13 protein-coding genes and 1 pseudogene are annotated in these 15,508 nt (G+C 59.8%); 4 read left to right on the plus strand and 10 right to left on the minus strand.

Annotated elements, in window-relative coordinates; genetic code table 11:
- Positions 1-367: 367 nt before the first annotated feature.
- Positions 368-1,612, minus strand: coding sequence for an aminopeptidase (locus tag JI721_RS03615; RefSeq protein ID WP_307016088.1), 1,245 nt, complete (start codon positions 1,610-1,612; stop codon positions 368-370).
- Positions 1,613-1,793: 181 nt separating this feature from the next.
- On the opposite strand from JI721_RS03615, the gene JI721_RS03620 reads away from it, so the two are divergent.
- Positions 1,794-2,309: a YaiI/YqxD family protein gene (locus JI721_RS03620; protein ID WP_274456720.1), complete on the plus strand. Its 516-nt coding sequence runs from the start codon at positions 1,794-1,796 to the stop codon at positions 2,307-2,309.
- 28 nt (positions 2,310-2,337) lie between these two features.
- Here the strand turns inward: JI721_RS03620 and JI721_RS03625 are convergent, their stop codons facing one another.
- From JI721_RS03625 to JI721_RS03640, 4 genes are all read right to left on the minus strand, one after another.
- Entirely contained in the window at positions 2,338-2,892 is a 555-nt protein-coding gene (locus JI721_RS03625; protein ID WP_274456721.1) for a small multi-drug export protein, read from the minus strand.
- A gap of 104 nt (positions 2,893-2,996) precedes the next feature.
- The gene (cshA, locus tag JI721_RS03630; protein WP_274456722.1) at positions 2,997-4,433 is read right to left on the minus strand and encodes a degradosome RNA helicase CshA; all 1,437 of its coding nucleotides are present in this window, start codon (positions 4,431-4,433) and stop codon (positions 2,997-2,999) included.
- 81 nt (positions 4,434-4,514) lie between these two features.
- Positions 4,515-5,396, minus strand: coding sequence for an RluA family pseudouridine synthase (locus JI721_RS03635; protein ID WP_274456723.1), 882 nt, complete (start codon positions 5,394-5,396; stop codon positions 4,515-4,517).
- The gene (locus JI721_RS03640; protein WP_274456724.1) at positions 5,396-6,994 is read right to left on the minus strand and encodes an ABC-F family ATPase; all 1,599 of its coding nucleotides are present in this window, start codon (positions 6,992-6,994) and stop codon (positions 5,396-5,398) included. Before JI721_RS03640 ends, JI721_RS03635 begins: the two co-directional genes overlap by 1 nt.
- A gap of 181 nt (positions 6,995-7,175) precedes the next feature.
- On the opposite strand from JI721_RS03640, the gene JI721_RS03645 reads away from it, so the two are divergent.
- Both JI721_RS03645 and msrB read left to right on the plus strand, forming a co-directional pair.
- Positions 7,176-8,183, plus strand: a complete 1,008-nt coding sequence (locus JI721_RS03645) for an LLM class flavin-dependent oxidoreductase (protein WP_274456725.1) — start codon at positions 7,176-7,178, stop codon at positions 8,181-8,183.
- A 79-nt stretch (positions 8,184-8,262) separates the two neighbouring features.
- A pseudogene (gene msrB / locus JI721_RS03650) lies at positions 8,263-8,691 on the plus strand (peptide-methionine (R)-S-oxide reductase MsrB); the annotation flags it as partial.
- Positions 8,692-8,807: 116 nt separating this feature from the next.
- Here msrB and JI721_RS03655 read toward each other — a convergent pair.
- From JI721_RS03655 to JI721_RS03675, 5 genes are all read right to left on the minus strand, one after another.
- A complete protein-coding gene (locus JI721_RS03655; RefSeq protein ID WP_274456726.1) occupies positions 8,808-9,554 on the minus strand; it encodes an SDR family oxidoreductase in 747 nt (248 codons plus the stop codon).
- A 94-nt stretch (positions 9,555-9,648) separates the two neighbouring features.
- Positions 9,649-11,181, minus strand: coding sequence for an MDR family MFS transporter (locus tag JI721_RS03660; RefSeq protein ID WP_274456727.1), 1,533 nt, complete (start codon positions 11,179-11,181; stop codon positions 9,649-9,651).
- 46 nt (positions 11,182-11,227) lie between these two features.
- On the minus strand, positions 11,228-11,839 hold the full coding sequence (locus JI721_RS03665) for a polymer-forming cytoskeletal protein (RefSeq protein WP_274456728.1): 612 nt from the start codon (positions 11,837-11,839) through the stop codon (positions 11,228-11,230).
- 4 nt (positions 11,840-11,843) lie between these two features.
- The gene (locus JI721_RS03670; RefSeq protein ID WP_274456729.1) at positions 11,844-12,464 is read right to left on the minus strand and encodes a polymer-forming cytoskeletal protein; all 621 of its coding nucleotides are present in this window, start codon (positions 12,462-12,464) and stop codon (positions 11,844-11,846) included.
- A gap of 89 nt (positions 12,465-12,553) precedes the next feature.
- Entirely contained in the window at positions 12,554-13,174 is a 621-nt protein-coding gene (locus JI721_RS03675) for a YhbD family protein (protein WP_274456730.1), read from the minus strand.
- A 198-nt stretch (positions 13,175-13,372) separates the two neighbouring features.
- On the opposite strand from JI721_RS03675, the gene JI721_RS03680 reads away from it, so the two are divergent.
- Positions 13,373-14,896, plus strand: a complete 1,524-nt coding sequence (locus tag JI721_RS03680) for an amino acid permease (RefSeq protein ID WP_274456731.1) — start codon at positions 13,373-13,375, stop codon at positions 14,894-14,896.
- Positions 14,897-15,508: the final 612 nt, after the last annotated feature.

A 15,508-nucleotide genomic window follows, 5' to 3' on the forward strand; every position in this document is an offset into this window, starting at 1 on the left:
TGCACCTCCATTCCTGCTCTGAAGTTTGAGTATGCGGTTGCTTCAAAAGGAGGACTGAATGCACCCCGTTCCATTCCACGTGGCGCAATGATTCTCCATCATTCGATTCTGTTCGATTTTAAAATTAGCTTCAAATTGTTAAGTTCGTGTTAAGGCAACGTAAAAATACGGTTACGATGAAACCCGTTTGCATCACAGCTTGTACCCATCGACGGTCCGGGCGGCGTTTCTTCCATGGGCAAACCCCCGGCGCACATACCTGTGCGGACACCCTTCCCATGCAGCCCCTGACCGCATCAAAGCCGTCAAGCACCGAATGAGTCGTGCGTTGACGGCTTTACGTCGCGTTCAGAATATGAAACCCTTGTTAAACCCCGCTCACCCACTTGCCAGCGCGCATCACCGGGACGCGCTTGCCATCGGCTGTCTCTCCATCGATGTCCAGCTGGTCAGAGCCAATCATAAAGTCGACGTGATTCAAGCTCTCGTTCAGCCCATGCGCCGCCCACTTGCTGCGCGGCAAGTCGTGGCCCCCTTCAATCAATGGATACGCATTGCCAATGGCCAGGTGACAGGAAGCATTTTCATCGAACAAGGTATTGTAGAACAACACGCCGTGCTGCGAAATCGGAGAATCCACCGGCACCAGCGCAGCCTCTCCGAGGTAGTGGCTGCCTTCGTCCGTCTCCACGATGCCCCGCAGCGCGTCCTCGCCGGCGCGCGCCGAATACGCCACAATCCGGCCGTTTTCAAACCGCAGCTGAATGCCTTCAATCAGCGTGCCGTTGTGGTTCAGCGGCATGGTGCTGGTGACCGTGCCGTTGACGCCGTGCTTGTCAGGCACCGAGAAGACTTCCTCCGTCGGCATATTGGCGACAAAGCGCACGCCCTGCGGTGTATTGGCGCCCGCGCTCTTCCAGTAATGCCCCTTCGCCATTTCAATCGTCAGGTCTGTCCCTGGACCCTGGTAGTGCAGCTTCTGCAGTTTTTGCTGGTTTAACCAGGCCGCTCGCCTTTCCAGGTTCTGCAGGTGGGTCTGCCACGTGCTGATGAGGTCAGGCCCGTCTGCTCTCGTGCACTTCAAAATGTCCCGCCACAGCGCCTCCACCCGCTCATCCTCCGGCAGCTCTGGGTGAACCTTGTCGGCCCATGCCTGCGTCGGAACCGACGCGAGGGTCCAACTGTACTCATCGTTCGTGCGTCGGTCGTTGAAAGGCCGAAAAATGGTCTTGCTTGCTCTCGTGGCCGTCGTGACCCGCTCTGGGTCAATGCCTTCATACAAGGCCGGGTCCGAGGATGGGATCGCGACAAATGCCGCCCCCTCAGCCGCCAGCTGCTCGACCCACTGCGCCTGCCAGCGCGTTCTGGCTTCGAGCGTTTCCAGTGACCCGCGCTTGACCGTTTCGCGGCGCCAGTGCTCATCGCCCCAGTCAATCTGCACAAACTTGGCACCCACATCGTAGGCCACTTCTGTCAACATCCGGACAAATTCAATATGCTCCGGAAACACCTGGCGTTCTCCATACCCGACCACCAGGTGCTGACCCGGCTGCAGGTTGACACCCACCTTCACAACGAGCTCTGCGTACTTTCTCAGTTGTTCTTTATCCAAGATGAACGCTCCTTCAGGTTGAAGTGAATCCCTGACGCATCGTATCTATAATAACAATATACAACTGCTGCAGCCAAAACCAGTGCCGCGCCGTCCTGCGACGGCTCGTAAGACGGCTCATCCGCCCCCGGCGGCGGCCCGTGCGCTGCCCGCTGGAAGGCTCGTTCAGGAGGAACTGTTCATGACCGATGACACCCATCACGACCAGCCCCCGTTCGCTGTCACCATCCTGGTCGACGCGGACGCCACCCCGCGGGACTGCCTGGTCACGGTCGACAAGCTGGCAAAGCAGTATCATGCCGTCGTCACGACCGTTTCGTCCGTCAACCACCAGTACGACCGCCCAAATCACGTGTCGGTTGACCCGCACGCGCAGGCGGTCGATATGGAAATCGTGCGCCGGCTGCAAAAGGGGCGGCCGTTTGTCGTGATCACCCAGGATTATGGACTCGCCGCGCTGTCCTTGGGGTATGAGGCACGCGTCGTGTCTCCGCGCGGCGTGATTTTTACCGAGCAGAATATCGACCAGTTTCTGTACGAACGAGATCTTCATGCCCGGGAACGCCGCGCAACGGGCCGCAGCCGGGGCCCTCGCAAACGGACGCAAGAGGATGCACAGCGGTTTGAGGCCGCGCTCACCGAGGTGCTCGAAGCCGATTGGCCAGCCGAACATTCGCACAGCCGCGGCCTGCACTGATGCGCTGCCTCAACCAAATCTGGAAAGGCTAGAAGAAGTGATGAAAGCATTGGACAAGCCAATGGCCCGCCAGCGTGATGAGAAACGTGGAACCAACGATGCCGACAGCGATGCTGATAAAGCTGCGCACGGGATTCCAGCGCAGGCCGTGACTAATCGCCACGCACAAATAGCCGCCAATGAGGGCGGCTAAAGGACTGAGCACCCAGACGCCATGCGTGCCGTATTTGTCTGCCCATTTGCCGGCCTTACTGAGCTTCTTGCGAATCCAATGCCATCTTTGAATGATTTGGTCAAACGCGAACATCATCAGCGGAATGAGCATGAGGTTCGCAAAGACGCTGATGACGGCGCCCGAAACAGGGCGAAAGCCAAGAGGAATGCTCGCGACAGCCGCCGGCTGCGCCTCAAACAGCAGCGATATGCCAATCAGCGACATCGCTGCGAGGGTTTTGTGTTCCGCAGCCCCAACCAACAGGGCAGTGAGAAAGAAGACCAGCCCGCTCCCCAGACAAGCAAAGAAGATGGTTCGAGACCGTAAAGCCGCCGTGTGCAATGGCAGATGCACTCCCCCGCTTTGCATCCGGGTTCTGTCCCCGAGCGGGCCGCCTGAACAGTGCACTGGCCCCATACACTGGAACCAATTCACAGGACGGCCCTGAGAACATCTTACCTCATTTCTTGGCCTTATTCTGACCGATCATTGCGGCGGTACCGCTGCATGTGCATGCCTTGCGCGGCATTTCCGCGAAAGCCGCCGCGGCGCTGGCTGTTCCCGCGGAAGTTGGACGCCCGTTTGGCGCGAAGCGGCTTTTCTTCCGTCAGGGTGATTGGAATCTCGCGGTTGGTTTTGGACAACAGCTTGAGGGCCGCGGCGACCAGCATGCTGGAATCGTACTGGTCCAACAGTTCCTCCGCCAAGGCCTTATAGCCGCCCAGGTTGTCCTCGGACACTGCCTTGGTGAGCTGTTCCATGGCAACCCGCTGCATCCCGAGGCGGGCTTCCGTCAGCGTAGGCAGCGGACGGCGTTCCAGCCGGCGCTTGGTCACCCGCTCAATCAACCGCAGGTGGTCAACTTCCCGCGGCGTGACGAACGTCGCGGCGAATCCGCTCATGCCTGCCCGGCCCGTACGCCCGATGCGGTGTACGTAACTGTCCACGTCCTGAGGCATGTCGAAGTTGAACACGTGGGTGACGCCGGTGACGTCCAGCCCTCTCGCCGCTACATCCGTTGCGACGAGCACTTCGATGCCGCCGTCGCGGAACTTGCGCATGACCGCGTCGCGCTGACTTTGGCTCATGTCCCCGTGCAGCCCGTCCGCCAGGTAGCCGCGCGTCTGCAGCGCGCCGATGAGCTCATCCACGCGGCGCTTGGTACGCCCAAAGACAATCGCCAGCTCTGGGTTCTCAATATCGAGCAGGCGCGTGAGCGCATCGAGTTTTTGCCGTTCATGGACTTCGTAGTACACTTGTTCGATGCTTGGAACCGTCACTTCCTGCGCCTTGACAGCGATTTGCTGAATGTCGCGCATGAACTTTTTGGACAGGGTCTTCACGCCAGGCTTCACCGTCGCGGAGAACAACAGGGTCTGTCGTTCACTCGGGCATTGTCCCAAAATCGTCTCGATATCCTCAATAAATCCCATGTCCAACATTTCGTCCGCTTCATCGAGGACCGCAATTTTCACACTGCCCAGCCGGACCGTCCGCCGCTGCAAGTGGTCAATCAGCCGTCCCGGCGTCGCGACAATCACATGCGGATGATTCCGCAGGGCGCGAATTTGCCGGGAGATGTCCTGGCCGCCGTACACCGAGAGCACACGCACCCGTTTTCTCGAACCCAGCTTGGAAATTTCCTCCGCAACCTGAATACACAGTTCGCGCGTCGGGGTTAAAATCAGCCCCTGGATGGCATCGTCGTCGACATCCACTTTTTCCACCAACGGGATGCCGAATGCGACCGTCTTCCCTGTGCCAGTTTGTGCCTGGCCAATGATGTCTCGCCCTGTCAGCGCGACGGGGATGGTTTCCGCCTGAATGGCGGTTGGTGATTCAAAGCCCATATCCTGCAAGGACTGCATGACGGGTTCACTCAAAGCTAAGTCTGAAAACAGCGTTGTCATTTCCTCCACTCCACTTCACAACCGTGATCTGCACATCGATGTGTCAGTCACGCGCTTAATCAATCCATCCCTCAGAATTCTCTACTCTCCAGCAGATGATACGAGCCGCCGGAAGGATGCTGGAATCGGCGTCTCAAATCGAACTTCCTGCCCGGTCACCGGGTGTCGAAACGCCAGGACGCGCGCATGCAGCGCCAGGCGCCCGAGGGGATTCTTTCTGGCGCCGTACCGTTTGTCCCCCGCGACACTGTGGCCAATGCTTTGCATCTGCACACGAATCTGATTCTTCCTGCCCGTGTCCAGCCGGACCTCCACCAAGGCGTACGACGGACCCTGCTGCAACACCCGGTAATGAAGCACCGCCTTCTGTCCGTCGCCCGGCCTCGCCACATACATCGTTTTGGTCTTGCTCTCCTTAAGCCACGACGTGATGCGCCCCTCCGGCTGTGACAGCGTGCCTTCCACCACGGCGACATACACGCGGTCGGTCACCATTTCGTGCCAATTCTCCTGCAGGCGCTGCTGAATCGTCTCCCGCTTGGCAAACATCATCACCCCTGAGGTGTCGCGATCGAGCCGGTGCACCACGAAAATCCGGCCTTGCCCATCCCGCCGCTGCACATACGCCGTCAGCACGTGATACGCCGTTCGCTCCCGCTCTGGTTCGGCCGCGATGGAGAGCAGCCCCGGGGGTTTGTCGATCACGATGAGGTCGTCGTCCTCGTACAGGATCCGCACGCCGAGCAAGGCGTCCTTGTCCGCTTGGCGCCCAGCCAGAACCGTCACCGTCTGCCCGGGCTGCAAGGGATGGTCGTGCCGGGTCACCACCCGGCCGTCGACCAGCACCAATCGGTGCGTCAAGAGCGACTTCACCTTGTTGCGCCCCTTGCCGGACAACCGCGCCAACAGGAACGGCAGGAGCGTGGCAGGTTCATGAACCGTCAGTTGTTTTTCCTGTGTCATCAGGCGCTTGCCAAGGCCTCCCGTTTCGCCAGAAATTCGTCGTACGTCCCCTTAAAGTCAAGGATGCCCGCTGGCGTCAGTTCAATGATGCGATTGGCGACATCGCTGACCAGTTGGCGGGCGTGCGAAACAAAGATCACCGTTCCTTCGAACGCCGCGAGCGCGTTCGACAGCGCGTCGATGGACTCCAAATCGAGGTGATTCGTCGGTTCGTCGAGCACCAGGACGTTCCCTTGCAGCAACAGCATCTTGCCAAGCATCAACCGTGCCGTCTCGCCGCCGGACAAGACGCTCGTGGATTTGTGCACTTCATCTTTCGAGAACAGCATTCTTCCCAGAATACTGCGCAGCGTCTGCTGGTCGACCTCACGGTCAAAGCGCTGCAGCCACTCGAACACCGTCGTGTCTTTTTGAATCGTCTCATGGTGGTCCTGGGTGAAATACGTCGGCTGTGCAGACTGGCCCCAGGTCACGCTGCCAGCGTCCGGCGCCAGTTCCCCCATGAGGACATTCAACAGTGTCGTCTTGCCGATGCCGTTCGGACCAATCACCGCCGCCTTCTCCCCGCGGCCAATTTCCAGGTTGACGTCGCGCAGCACCTGTAAATCCCCAAACGACTTGTGCACGCCCTCAAGGGCCACAACTTGCTTGCCCAGCGGCTGCTTCGCCGTGAACTTGATGTACGGCGAGACGCGGGAAGACGGGCGGATTTCCTCGATCTCGATTTTCTCGATTTGCTTTTGCCGGCTGGTCGCCTGCTTGGCCTTGCTCTTGTTGGCGGAGAAGCGCGCGACGAATTCCCGCAGCTCCGCAATTTTCGCCTGATTGCGGGCGTTCTCCGCGAGCCGTTGTTCGCGCGCGAGCGTGCTGGCCGCGACGAAGTAGTCATAGTTCCCGGAGAACATGGCAATCTGCTGGTAATCCACATCGACCATGTGGGTGCACACGGTGTTCAAGAAGTGACGGTCGTGGGAGATGATGACCATGGTCCCTTTGTGGTCCAGCAGAAAGTGTTCCAGCCAGCGAATGGTGTCGAGGTCCAAGTGGTTCGTCGGCTCATCGAGGAGCAGGATGTCGGGGCGCCCAAACAGCACCTGCGCGAGCAGAACGCGCAGTTTGAAGCCGCCAATCATGGAACTCATCAAATCCCCATGTCTTTCGACCGGGATGCCGAGGCCTTCCAGCAGTTCCGCGGCGAAATACTCGGCGGAATAGCCGTCCATCTCCGCGAAGGCGCTCTCCAGCTCGCCGACCCGCATGCCCTCTTCCTCGGTCATCTCGGGGCGTGCGTACAGCCGCTCCCGCTCCTGCATGACTTCCCACAATTCCGGGTACCCCATCATCACCGTGTCGAGAACGCGGCAGTCGTCATACTGATAGTGGTCCTGCCGCAGCACACCCACCCGGAGGCCCGGCGCAATCGTGACCGTTCCGGTGGACGGTTCAACATCGCCCACAAGAATCTTCATGAAGGTGGACTTGCCGGAGCCGTTTGCTCCGATGAGTCCATACCGGTTGCCCTCGTCAAAACTCAGATTGACATTTTCGAAAAGTGTACGACTTCCGAACGAAACAGATACATCCTTGACACGAATCATGCAGGCAATCCTTCCTTGTTTGAATCAATCTTTAGATCATACCATAAAACGCCCAAAAAGGCACGAACCACCTTGCCGCTTTTGCGCCGGCGTAGACAGTGCTGATACAATCAATGGCGAGCAATGACGAGTTCCATCTATATCCCAAGCGGAAATTCACAGGAAACTGGGTGAGGCGCACATGCAACTCAGTATTCTCGACCAGTCACCGATTTCCATCGGCGGCACTGCACGACAAGCCATTCAGGAGACCGTCCGCCTGGCACAAGCGGCGGAGCAGCTTGGGTTTCACCGGTTCTGGGTATCCGAGCACCACGACGCGCCATCGTTGGCGGGGTCGACACCGGAAGTGCTGCTCTCGCACCTCGGCGCCAAGACAAACCGCATCCGGATTGGCTCCGGCGGCGTGATGCTGCCGCACTACAGCGCGTATAAAGTCGCGGAAAACTTTCGAATGCTGGAAGCCCTGTACCCAAACCGCGTCGATCTCGGCCTCGGCCGCGCACCGGGCGGCATGCCGCGTTCGACGATGGCACTGCAGGAGGGCAAATCCCGCGAAGTCGACTACGGACAGCAGGTTTCCGACTTAAAATCCTACCTGACCGACACGCTGCCGGAGGACCACCGCTTCCCCGGCCTGCGTGCCACACCGATTGTCGATACGGTGCCGGAACTGTGGCTGCTGGGCTCCAGTGACTGGAGCGCGCACATGGCCGCTTATCAAGGCACCGCGTTCATGTTCGCCCAGTTTATCAACGGGGACGGCGGCGTCGAGGCGGTTGAAGCGTACCTCGAGCGGTTCCAGCCGTCGCCGCTGTTTGCCAAGCCGAAGGCAAGCGTCGCGATCTTCACGGTCTGCGCCGACACGGAAGCCCAAGCGGAGCTCATCGCCTCCACCCTCGACCTGTCGCTCGTCATGTTGGCCAACGGTCAGCGGTCGGAGGGTACGCCAACCATAGAGATGGCGCAAAATTACTCGTACAGCCGGTTCGAGCTGGCGCTCATCAAGGAGAACCGCAGGCGCATGATTATGGGGGACAAAACCTCCGTCAAACAGCAAATTGAGGAATTGGCCAAACGGTATCACACAGACGAAGTGATGTTGACCATCCGTGCACCAGAATTTGCCGATCGCGTCCATTCCTTTGAACTGATTGCAGAAGCCTTCGGCCTGGTTCGAAACGGTTGAGCACCGAAACGCTCGCGTTCGAATACGTACGTGCACCGAGGAGGGGAACACTGTGGAGAACGGTAACACAAAGCCCGTTGACAAGCAGGCATTGAAAGAAAGGTTGACCCCGCTGCAGTACGAGGTCACCCAGCACAGTGCGACGGAACCGCCGTTTCGCAACGAATACTGGGACAATGACCGCGACGGCATCTACGTGGACATTGTCTCTGGCAAGCCCCTGTTTTCTTCGCGCGACAAGTATGACGCGGGGTGCGGCTGGCCCAGTTTCACGCGGCCGCTGCACGATGATGAAATCGAAGAACGGACGGACTTCAGCCATGGGATGGTCCGGACGGAAGTGCGCAGCCGCAGCGCAGATTCGCACCTGGGTCACGTGTTCGAGGACGGTCCGGTGGAAGCCGGGGGGCTCAGGTACTGCATCAACTCTGCGGCATTGCGGTTCATTCCGAAAGAAGATTTGGACAAGGAAGGGTACGGGGAATACCTGAAGTTGTTCGAGGATTGAACGCTGTTGCGGCAACGCTGAAGACCATCACGGAAGGCAACCAGGATGAGGGCTGTCCGCGTGCACATCGAAGCGCACCGGGCAGCCCTGTTTGGTGTATTTCGCCGTGCTTCGGGTCAGCTCCCCTGCTCGGTTGGGCGAATGAGAATTTCATTCACCGACACCGTTTCCGGTTGGTCGATGGCATAGGCAATGGCGTTCGCGATATCCTCGCCGCGCAGCGGCTGCTGGATGGGGGCCCGTGCCTTGAGCGCCTGCATCGCGTCTTCGTCCGTGATGGTCTGCAAGAGCTCTGTCTCCACCATCCCCGGCGAGATGATGGTGGCGCGAATGCGGGACGTCGGCGACAACTCCATGCGCAGGCCTTCCGTGATGGCGCGGACTGCGAACTTCGTTCCGCTGTACACCGCGCCGCCAAGGCCCACACGGTGCCCGGCGACGGACGACACATTGATGATGTGACCCCCGCCTTGCTTCTCCATGATGGGAATCGCAGCCGCCATGCCGTACAGCACCCCTTTGATGTTCACGTCAATCATGCGATCCCACTCGTCAATCTTCAGCTTGTTCAAATACGACAGGGGCATCAGCCCCGCGTTGTTCACCCACACATCCAGACGCCCGTACTGCTCGACCGCAAAGTCCGCCAGTGACTTCATCTGTTCCTTGGACGTGACATCGCTTGTCCGGTAGACCGCCTCTCCGCCGGCTGCGCGAATCTCGCTCACGGTTTGTTCGAGCCGCTCCGTGCGCCTTGCAGACAGAACGACCTTCGCACCTGCTTTTGCGAGCACACGCGCCGTGGATTCACCAATGCCGCTGCTGGCGCCCGTAACTACGACTACTTTTCCTTGGATTGTCATCCAGTCCACCCCTTCTGTCCGGAACGGCACCCAGCCGTTCCATTTGTATCCGCAGACAGGTCTACCACGAATCTGCACGGGGTGCAAATAAACATCACCCCGCATCCGTGTTCGACTGCGCCGGCTGGGTGGCTGGTTGCCGAAACCGGCCGCCGCCCATCCAAAACACCAGCACAACGGAGAGAATTGCCGGAATCAAGTCCCACACCATCGTCTGCGTCACGGAAGTGGACAGCGCGTGTACGAGTTTCGAGAGAATCACGCCCGGAATCTGCGCCCGGGTTTGAGGCAGCAAAATCGCACGCGGGTCCATGTTGGCAAAGCTGGACGATACCCTTGCCATCCCCGCAAACTGCGTCTTTAGCTGCTGCTGAAAGACGTTTTTTTGCAAAACCCCGAGAATGACAATGCCAATGGTCATCCCCAACTCCCGGATGAAGGAATTGGTGGAGCTTGCCGCACCGCGGTCGCGCGCATCAAACTCACTCATCGCAGCCATCCCGCCGACCGAGAAAGACGGCCCGATGCCGAGCCCGACGATAGCCATGTAGGCCATCAACTGCAGGGTGCTGCTGTCCGGGGTCAACGTCGTCAGCAAATAGATGCCGAAACTGAACACCAGGCAGGCCGGGAACAAAATCGCACGGTACGACAGCCGGCTGGCCAACTGTCCGCCAAGGGGCGCCGTGATGGACGAACCGAGCATCATCGGCAGCAGTTCAAGGCCCGCATTCACCGCTGACCCGCCGCGTACGCCCTGTACGTAGATGGGAATGTAGACAACCGCCACCACGAACGCGGCCCCCGTCATCACCCCGACGAAATTGGCGCCCGCGAAGACCCGGTTGCGGAACATCGAGAAGGAGACAATCGGTTCTTTCGCCTTTGCCTCCGCAACGGCAAACGCCGCGAACAACAACGCCGCCGCAAGGAACCCTCCGATGATCTGAACCGAATTCCAGGCGTATTGATTGCCGCCGAATTCCAGCGAGAAGGTCAAACAGACGATGGCCGGGACGAGCGTGACCACGCCGAACCAGTCGATGACTTGGCGCACATGCCGCCTCGACTCATGGTAGAAGAAGGCCACCAAAATCAGCGTCACAATGCCAGCTGGCACATTGATATAAAACACCCACCGCCAGCCGAAGTGGTCTGTGATATACGACCCGAGCAAGGGCCCCACGATGCTGGACACCCCGAACACCGCGCCGAACATCCCTGAGAACTTGCCCATTTGCTGCGGCGGAACCACGTCAAAAATAATGGTGAAGGCAATCGGCATCAGGGCGCCCCCGCCCACGCCCTGAATCGCACGGTAGAGCGCCAGCTGGTCCATGTTTTGCGCTGTCCCGCACAGGATGGACCCCAGCAAGAAAACAGCGATGCCGAACACATAAAACCGTTTGCGGCCGTACATGTCGGAGAGCTTCCCGAAAATCGGCATGCCAGACATCTCCGTCATCAGGTAGCCAGCCGTGATCCACAAAATTTTGTCGATCCCGCCGAGGTGCGCGACGATGTTCCCCGTCGCCGTGGCGACAATGGTATTGTCCATGGATGACACAAAAATGCCGAGCAGCAACCCCGTCACCACGAGGCCAAGCCGGGTCTGTTTCGCTTCCACAAATTTGTCCTCCTTTGCCTCATCCGCCTGTCTCAAACGAACTTCCTCACAATTGGCGGCACTCGCCCACCACGGCGTCAGCGCGCCGCGAGAACGTGTCCTGATACTCCACCACGTCAATCACACAGCCGCGCCCGACAATCACGTTTTTGCCCCGGACAACCTTGGCAAGCGTGTTTTCCAACACGACGGAATCTCCCTCGATGACGGTCGCGCGAAGCTGATGTCCGGCGGCAGACTTGGCGAGCTGCCTGCGGCGGCGGACTTCAATCTCCTCACCGCCAATTTCTTCGACACGCGAGGAGCCGTACAGGTGAATCGAGACGCGGTCGGCGCTGAGCAATCCGTCGATGATGAACACGCCACGCGCATGAAACCGGTCGAGGCTGCAGTCCCCTCGGACGGTCAAGTCCCCGAGGAGTGCAAGCTCCTGTCCCGTCCAGGTCCCTTCCACGCCGCAAGTCCCCATCACGCGGGCGCGCGCTGCATGAACGTTCCCCGTCACCGCCATTTCGCCCATCACCTTCAGCGTGTCGGTGTGCAGATGCCCCTCCACCGTCGCCTCACCCATGACGGAAACGCGCCGGTAGGCGCCGCCGGCCGAAACACTGGTGCCCATAATGCGCAGGCTTGGTTTTGCATCCTCTTTGTGCGCCACGCGCTCACCCCCCGCTCCCGAGCTGCCGGTGCTCGTGGACCACAGCGTCTCCCTGCCGCTCGAACCGATGGCGGTACTCCACCAGATCGATTTCGCAGCCGTTGCCAAGGGTCACCTGATTGCCTCTCACCACTTTGGCCTTCACCGCTTCCAGGTGAATGTCGTCTCCCTCAATACTGTCCACCGTCATCTGTTTCAGCTTGCTGAACAGAAACCCGCGCGCCCGCTGAACCCGAATGACCTCGCCGCCAATTTCCTGAACCCGGCTGGGTCCGTGCGTGCGAATTTCAATTTGGCCCGCGTTCAGCAGTCCGTCAATCGTGAAGACCCCCTCCATCTTCAAGGTCTCTGCACTGCAGTCGCCGCGGACTACCACATGCCCATGTACATCCACCCAGGTCGCCGCAACATGTCCAAACACGGTGCCGCTCCCGTGGATGCGAATTTCCTCCGCCTTCACCATCCCTTGCAGAGTCGCGTTCCCATGAATCGTCAATTTGGTACAGTCGAGATCGCCTTTAATCTTGCCCTGTCCGTGAATCGTCACCTGGTCGGCCACGCCGCCGATGCTCGTTCCGTGCCCATGGATGATGATGTTTGACGCTCGCTCGTTTTTCTCCGGCACCTTGTTCCCTCCATTCGTGTCGGTGCCTGGTGCCCTTTTGCCCAAGCTCCGCAAATTGACCCGCACGTCCAATGAAATGACCAAACCGCTTATAGCAGCTTCAACTTCAGCTCTTCCATCAACGTGCCAAGATGGACGATCGCGACGACTTTCGTGTCTGGTTCAAACGCGAGCTCGCCCGCTCCGCCCAACAGCGCGCAGGTGGCGACCCCCAGCTTGCGGGCAAAGAACAGCTCGCATGGCTTGCCCGCAAACGCCGGAAAACAATGGATCAGACAGCGCAGCGCGATTTTGCCTTCGTCCAGGTTGATGTCGCCGCTGCGCAGGAGAGAATCCAGCGCGTACGTGAACAGAATCTCGTCGAAAGACAGTGCCTCGGCACCCGGCACGACGTCCAGATAAAGGTCGATCGCCGGTTTCGTAACAATGTTTCGTTTTAACAACTCCGATACAGAAAGAAAGATCGTCGGTGTCGGCGAAAACTGATCGGCAATTTCGTCGAGGGAATGGTCGTCCTTCATGCTCATGATGCGTTCAATCCGAGCCAGGATTTGATCTCTCGGAAAAAAGGTTTCCTGCCCCGTGAACGTGGATTTGCGAATAAACCATTCCTCCGGTATCAAATTTTTTCGCTTCCACCGATAGAGCTGCCCATAGGAGATGCCTGTCAGCTCCAGCAGCTCTTTTTTGGAGATTAGGTCTGCGTCCACCCATCGCACCCCCTCTTCGTTCAAACCATAACATAACACTGTTACGTTATGCAAGTGAAAGATCGTGCGCTGCCCATCGGACTGGCGCGCGGCCGAACGGGCGGCGCAGCACGCGCATGAATCCCGCGCATGAATCCCGCGCCGCTGTCACAGGCTATCCGATAGCTAGGGTTGTGATGCCCGATGGGAGGTCATGCAATGCTACGAACGACAGGGCAACCCGTCAAACAGCAACGCTCGGTGGGCCGCCTCATGTCCGGCGGCAGCTCAGGGACGGGCCGCCCGGGCTCACTCGGTGTCCCCGGTCTGGTTCTCATCGGCGTCGGCGGGATCATCGGCGCGGGGTTCTTCCTGGGTGCGGGTCTGCCCATTCGCACAGCCGGTCCCGCCGTGCTGCTCGCGTTTCTCATTGGTGCGCTCGTCATGGCGCAGGTGACCGGTGCACTCGCGTCGATGGCCATCGACGACCCCGAGCCCGGGGCCTTCATGACTTACGCCGAGCGGTACATTGGTGTCTATGCCGGGTTTCTGGAAGGTTGGACGTACTACATCGCGAGCATCCTCACCATCGCGAGCGAGTCGGTGGCGATGTCCATCTTCTCACACCTGTGGATCCGGTTTCTGCCCTCATGGGCGCTGACCGCGGTGTATGCAGCCATCGTGATCGCCATCAATGCCTTCGGAGTTCGCAACTTTGACCGTGTGGAATCTGTGATGAGCATCATGAAAATCGGCGCGCTGGTCGGGTTTATTTTGTGCATCGGAATTTTGCTCATCCACGCGTCCAGCGGCGGGGCGGCCGGCGGACTGCTTGGCAGCAGCGGAGCGGCCCGCGGGCGGTTCGGTACGGGGCCGGGCGGCTTCTTCCCCACTGGGGCGTCCGGATTGTTCCAGTCCATGCTGGTGGTGATTTTTGCCTACGCAGGCATCGGCGTATTCGCCACCGCAACGACAGAAATGCGCAATCCAAAGGACATTTCCAAAGCCGCGTGGATCACGGTGCTCGGCCTGACAGTCCTCTACATCGTCTCCATCTTGCTGCTGCTGTTCGTCCTTCCCTGGCAGCAAATCAGCACATCCAACAGCCCGTTCGTGATGGCGCTGCAGGCCACAGGCATCCCCGTCCTGGGCGACGTATTCAATCTCATTATTCTTATCGCGTCGTTCAGTGTGATGGCCGGATCGGTCTTCTCCGCCAACCAGATTTTACACGGCCTGGGGGAGGTCCATCAGGCACCGCGATTCGTCTTGGATCGCAAAGGACAGCGCGCCCCCTACGGCGCACTCGCCATCACAACCTTCGCCGTCGGCGCAACCATCCTGATTTCCTACCTGCTCCCGGCGAACGTCTACAATTTTTTGATCAGCGCATCCAGCTTCCTGACCTTTTTGAACTGGTTCATGATTCTCTGGGCATTTCTCTCTTGGCGGCGCCACAAAAAACGGCAGAGCGGCGAACGCCAGGCGGGCGAGGAAGTCAAGCGGCGCGAACTGGGCGAACTGGGCCGCAAACAGCGGGGCGGCCTTGGCGGCGTGCACATCTCTTCGCTCGCGTTTGGCCAGCCCATCTCCAGCATCCTCACGCTGGTGTTCATTTTGTTTCTGACTGGGTACGCCTTACTGCAGCCGGATCAACGACTGGGGTTCTACGCCTTCGCGGCCCTCTGCATCCTCGTCTCCATTTGCTATTTTGTCATCCCAGGGCTGCGAAACCGGACATAGCCGACGCTGTGGCGTGGTGCAATGGGGCCGGGCGCGATAGGGGCGAGTGACGGGGCGGGGAGGCAGTGAGGCTGGGAGGTTGGGGGCGGGACGCGATAGGGGCGAGTGACGGGCCGGGTGCGGGCGGCCTTGGCCTCCGGCGCTTAAGGCACCTTTCGTGCCCTACTGCCCCGGCGGGCGGCCTGGCCTCCGGCGCTTAGGGCGCCTTTCGTGCCCTACTGCCCCGGCGGGCGGGCTGGCCTCCGGCGCTTAAGGCACCTTTCGTGCCCTACTGCCCCGACGGACCGCCTGGCCTCCGATGCTTAAGGCGCCTTTCGTGCCTTACTGCGCCGACGGACGGGCGCTATCCTGGCACTTAGGGCGCCTTTCGTGCCCTACTGCCCCGACAGCCGGCCTGGCCTCCGGCGCTTAAGGCGCCTTTCGTGCCCTACTGCCCCGGTGGACGGGCGCGATCCCGATGCTTAAGGCGCCTTTCGTGCCCTACTGCCCCGGCGGACGGGCGAGATCCTGGCACTTTAGGCGCCTTTCGTGCCCTACTGCCCCGGTGGACGGGCGCGATCCCGACGCTTAGGGCGCCTTTCGTGCCCTACTGCCCCGGCGGGCGGGCGCTAT

The organism is Alicyclobacillus cycloheptanicus (assembly GCF_028751525.1).
GTDB classification, from domain to species: Bacteria; Bacillota; Bacilli; order Alicyclobacillales; family Alicyclobacillaceae; genus Alicyclobacillus_L; species Alicyclobacillus_L cycloheptanicus.

Excerpts from the sequence above, each read along its gene's own strand:
- JI721_RS03620 (WP_274456720.1), top strand. The coding sequence starts at position 1,794 with ATGACCGATGACACCCATCACGACCAGCCCCCGTTCGCTGTCACCATC.
- JI721_RS03625 (WP_274456721.1), bottom strand. The coding sequence starts at position 2,892 with ATGCAAAGCGGGGGAGTGCATCTGCCATTGCACACGGCGGCTTTACGG.
- cshA (WP_274456722.1), bottom strand. The coding sequence starts at position 4,433 with ATGACAACGCTGTTTTCAGACTTAGCTTTGAGTGAACCCGTCATGCAG.
- JI721_RS03635 (WP_274456723.1), bottom strand. The coding sequence starts at position 5,396 with ATGACACAGGAAAAACAACTGACGGTTCATGAACCTGCCACGCTCCTG.
- JI721_RS03640 (WP_274456724.1), bottom strand. The coding sequence starts at position 6,994 with ATGATTCGTGTCAAGGATGTATCTGTTTCGTTCGGAAGTCGTACACTT.
- JI721_RS03645 (WP_274456725.1), top strand. The coding sequence starts at position 7,176 with ATGCAACTCAGTATTCTCGACCAGTCACCGATTTCCATCGGCGGCACT.
- JI721_RS03655 (WP_274456726.1), bottom strand. The coding sequence starts at position 9,554 with ATGACAATCCAAGGAAAAGTAGTCGTAGTTACGGGCGCCAGCAGCGGC.
- JI721_RS03680 (WP_274456731.1), top strand. The coding sequence starts at position 13,373 with ATGCTACGAACGACAGGGCAACCCGTCAAACAGCAACGCTCGGTGGGC.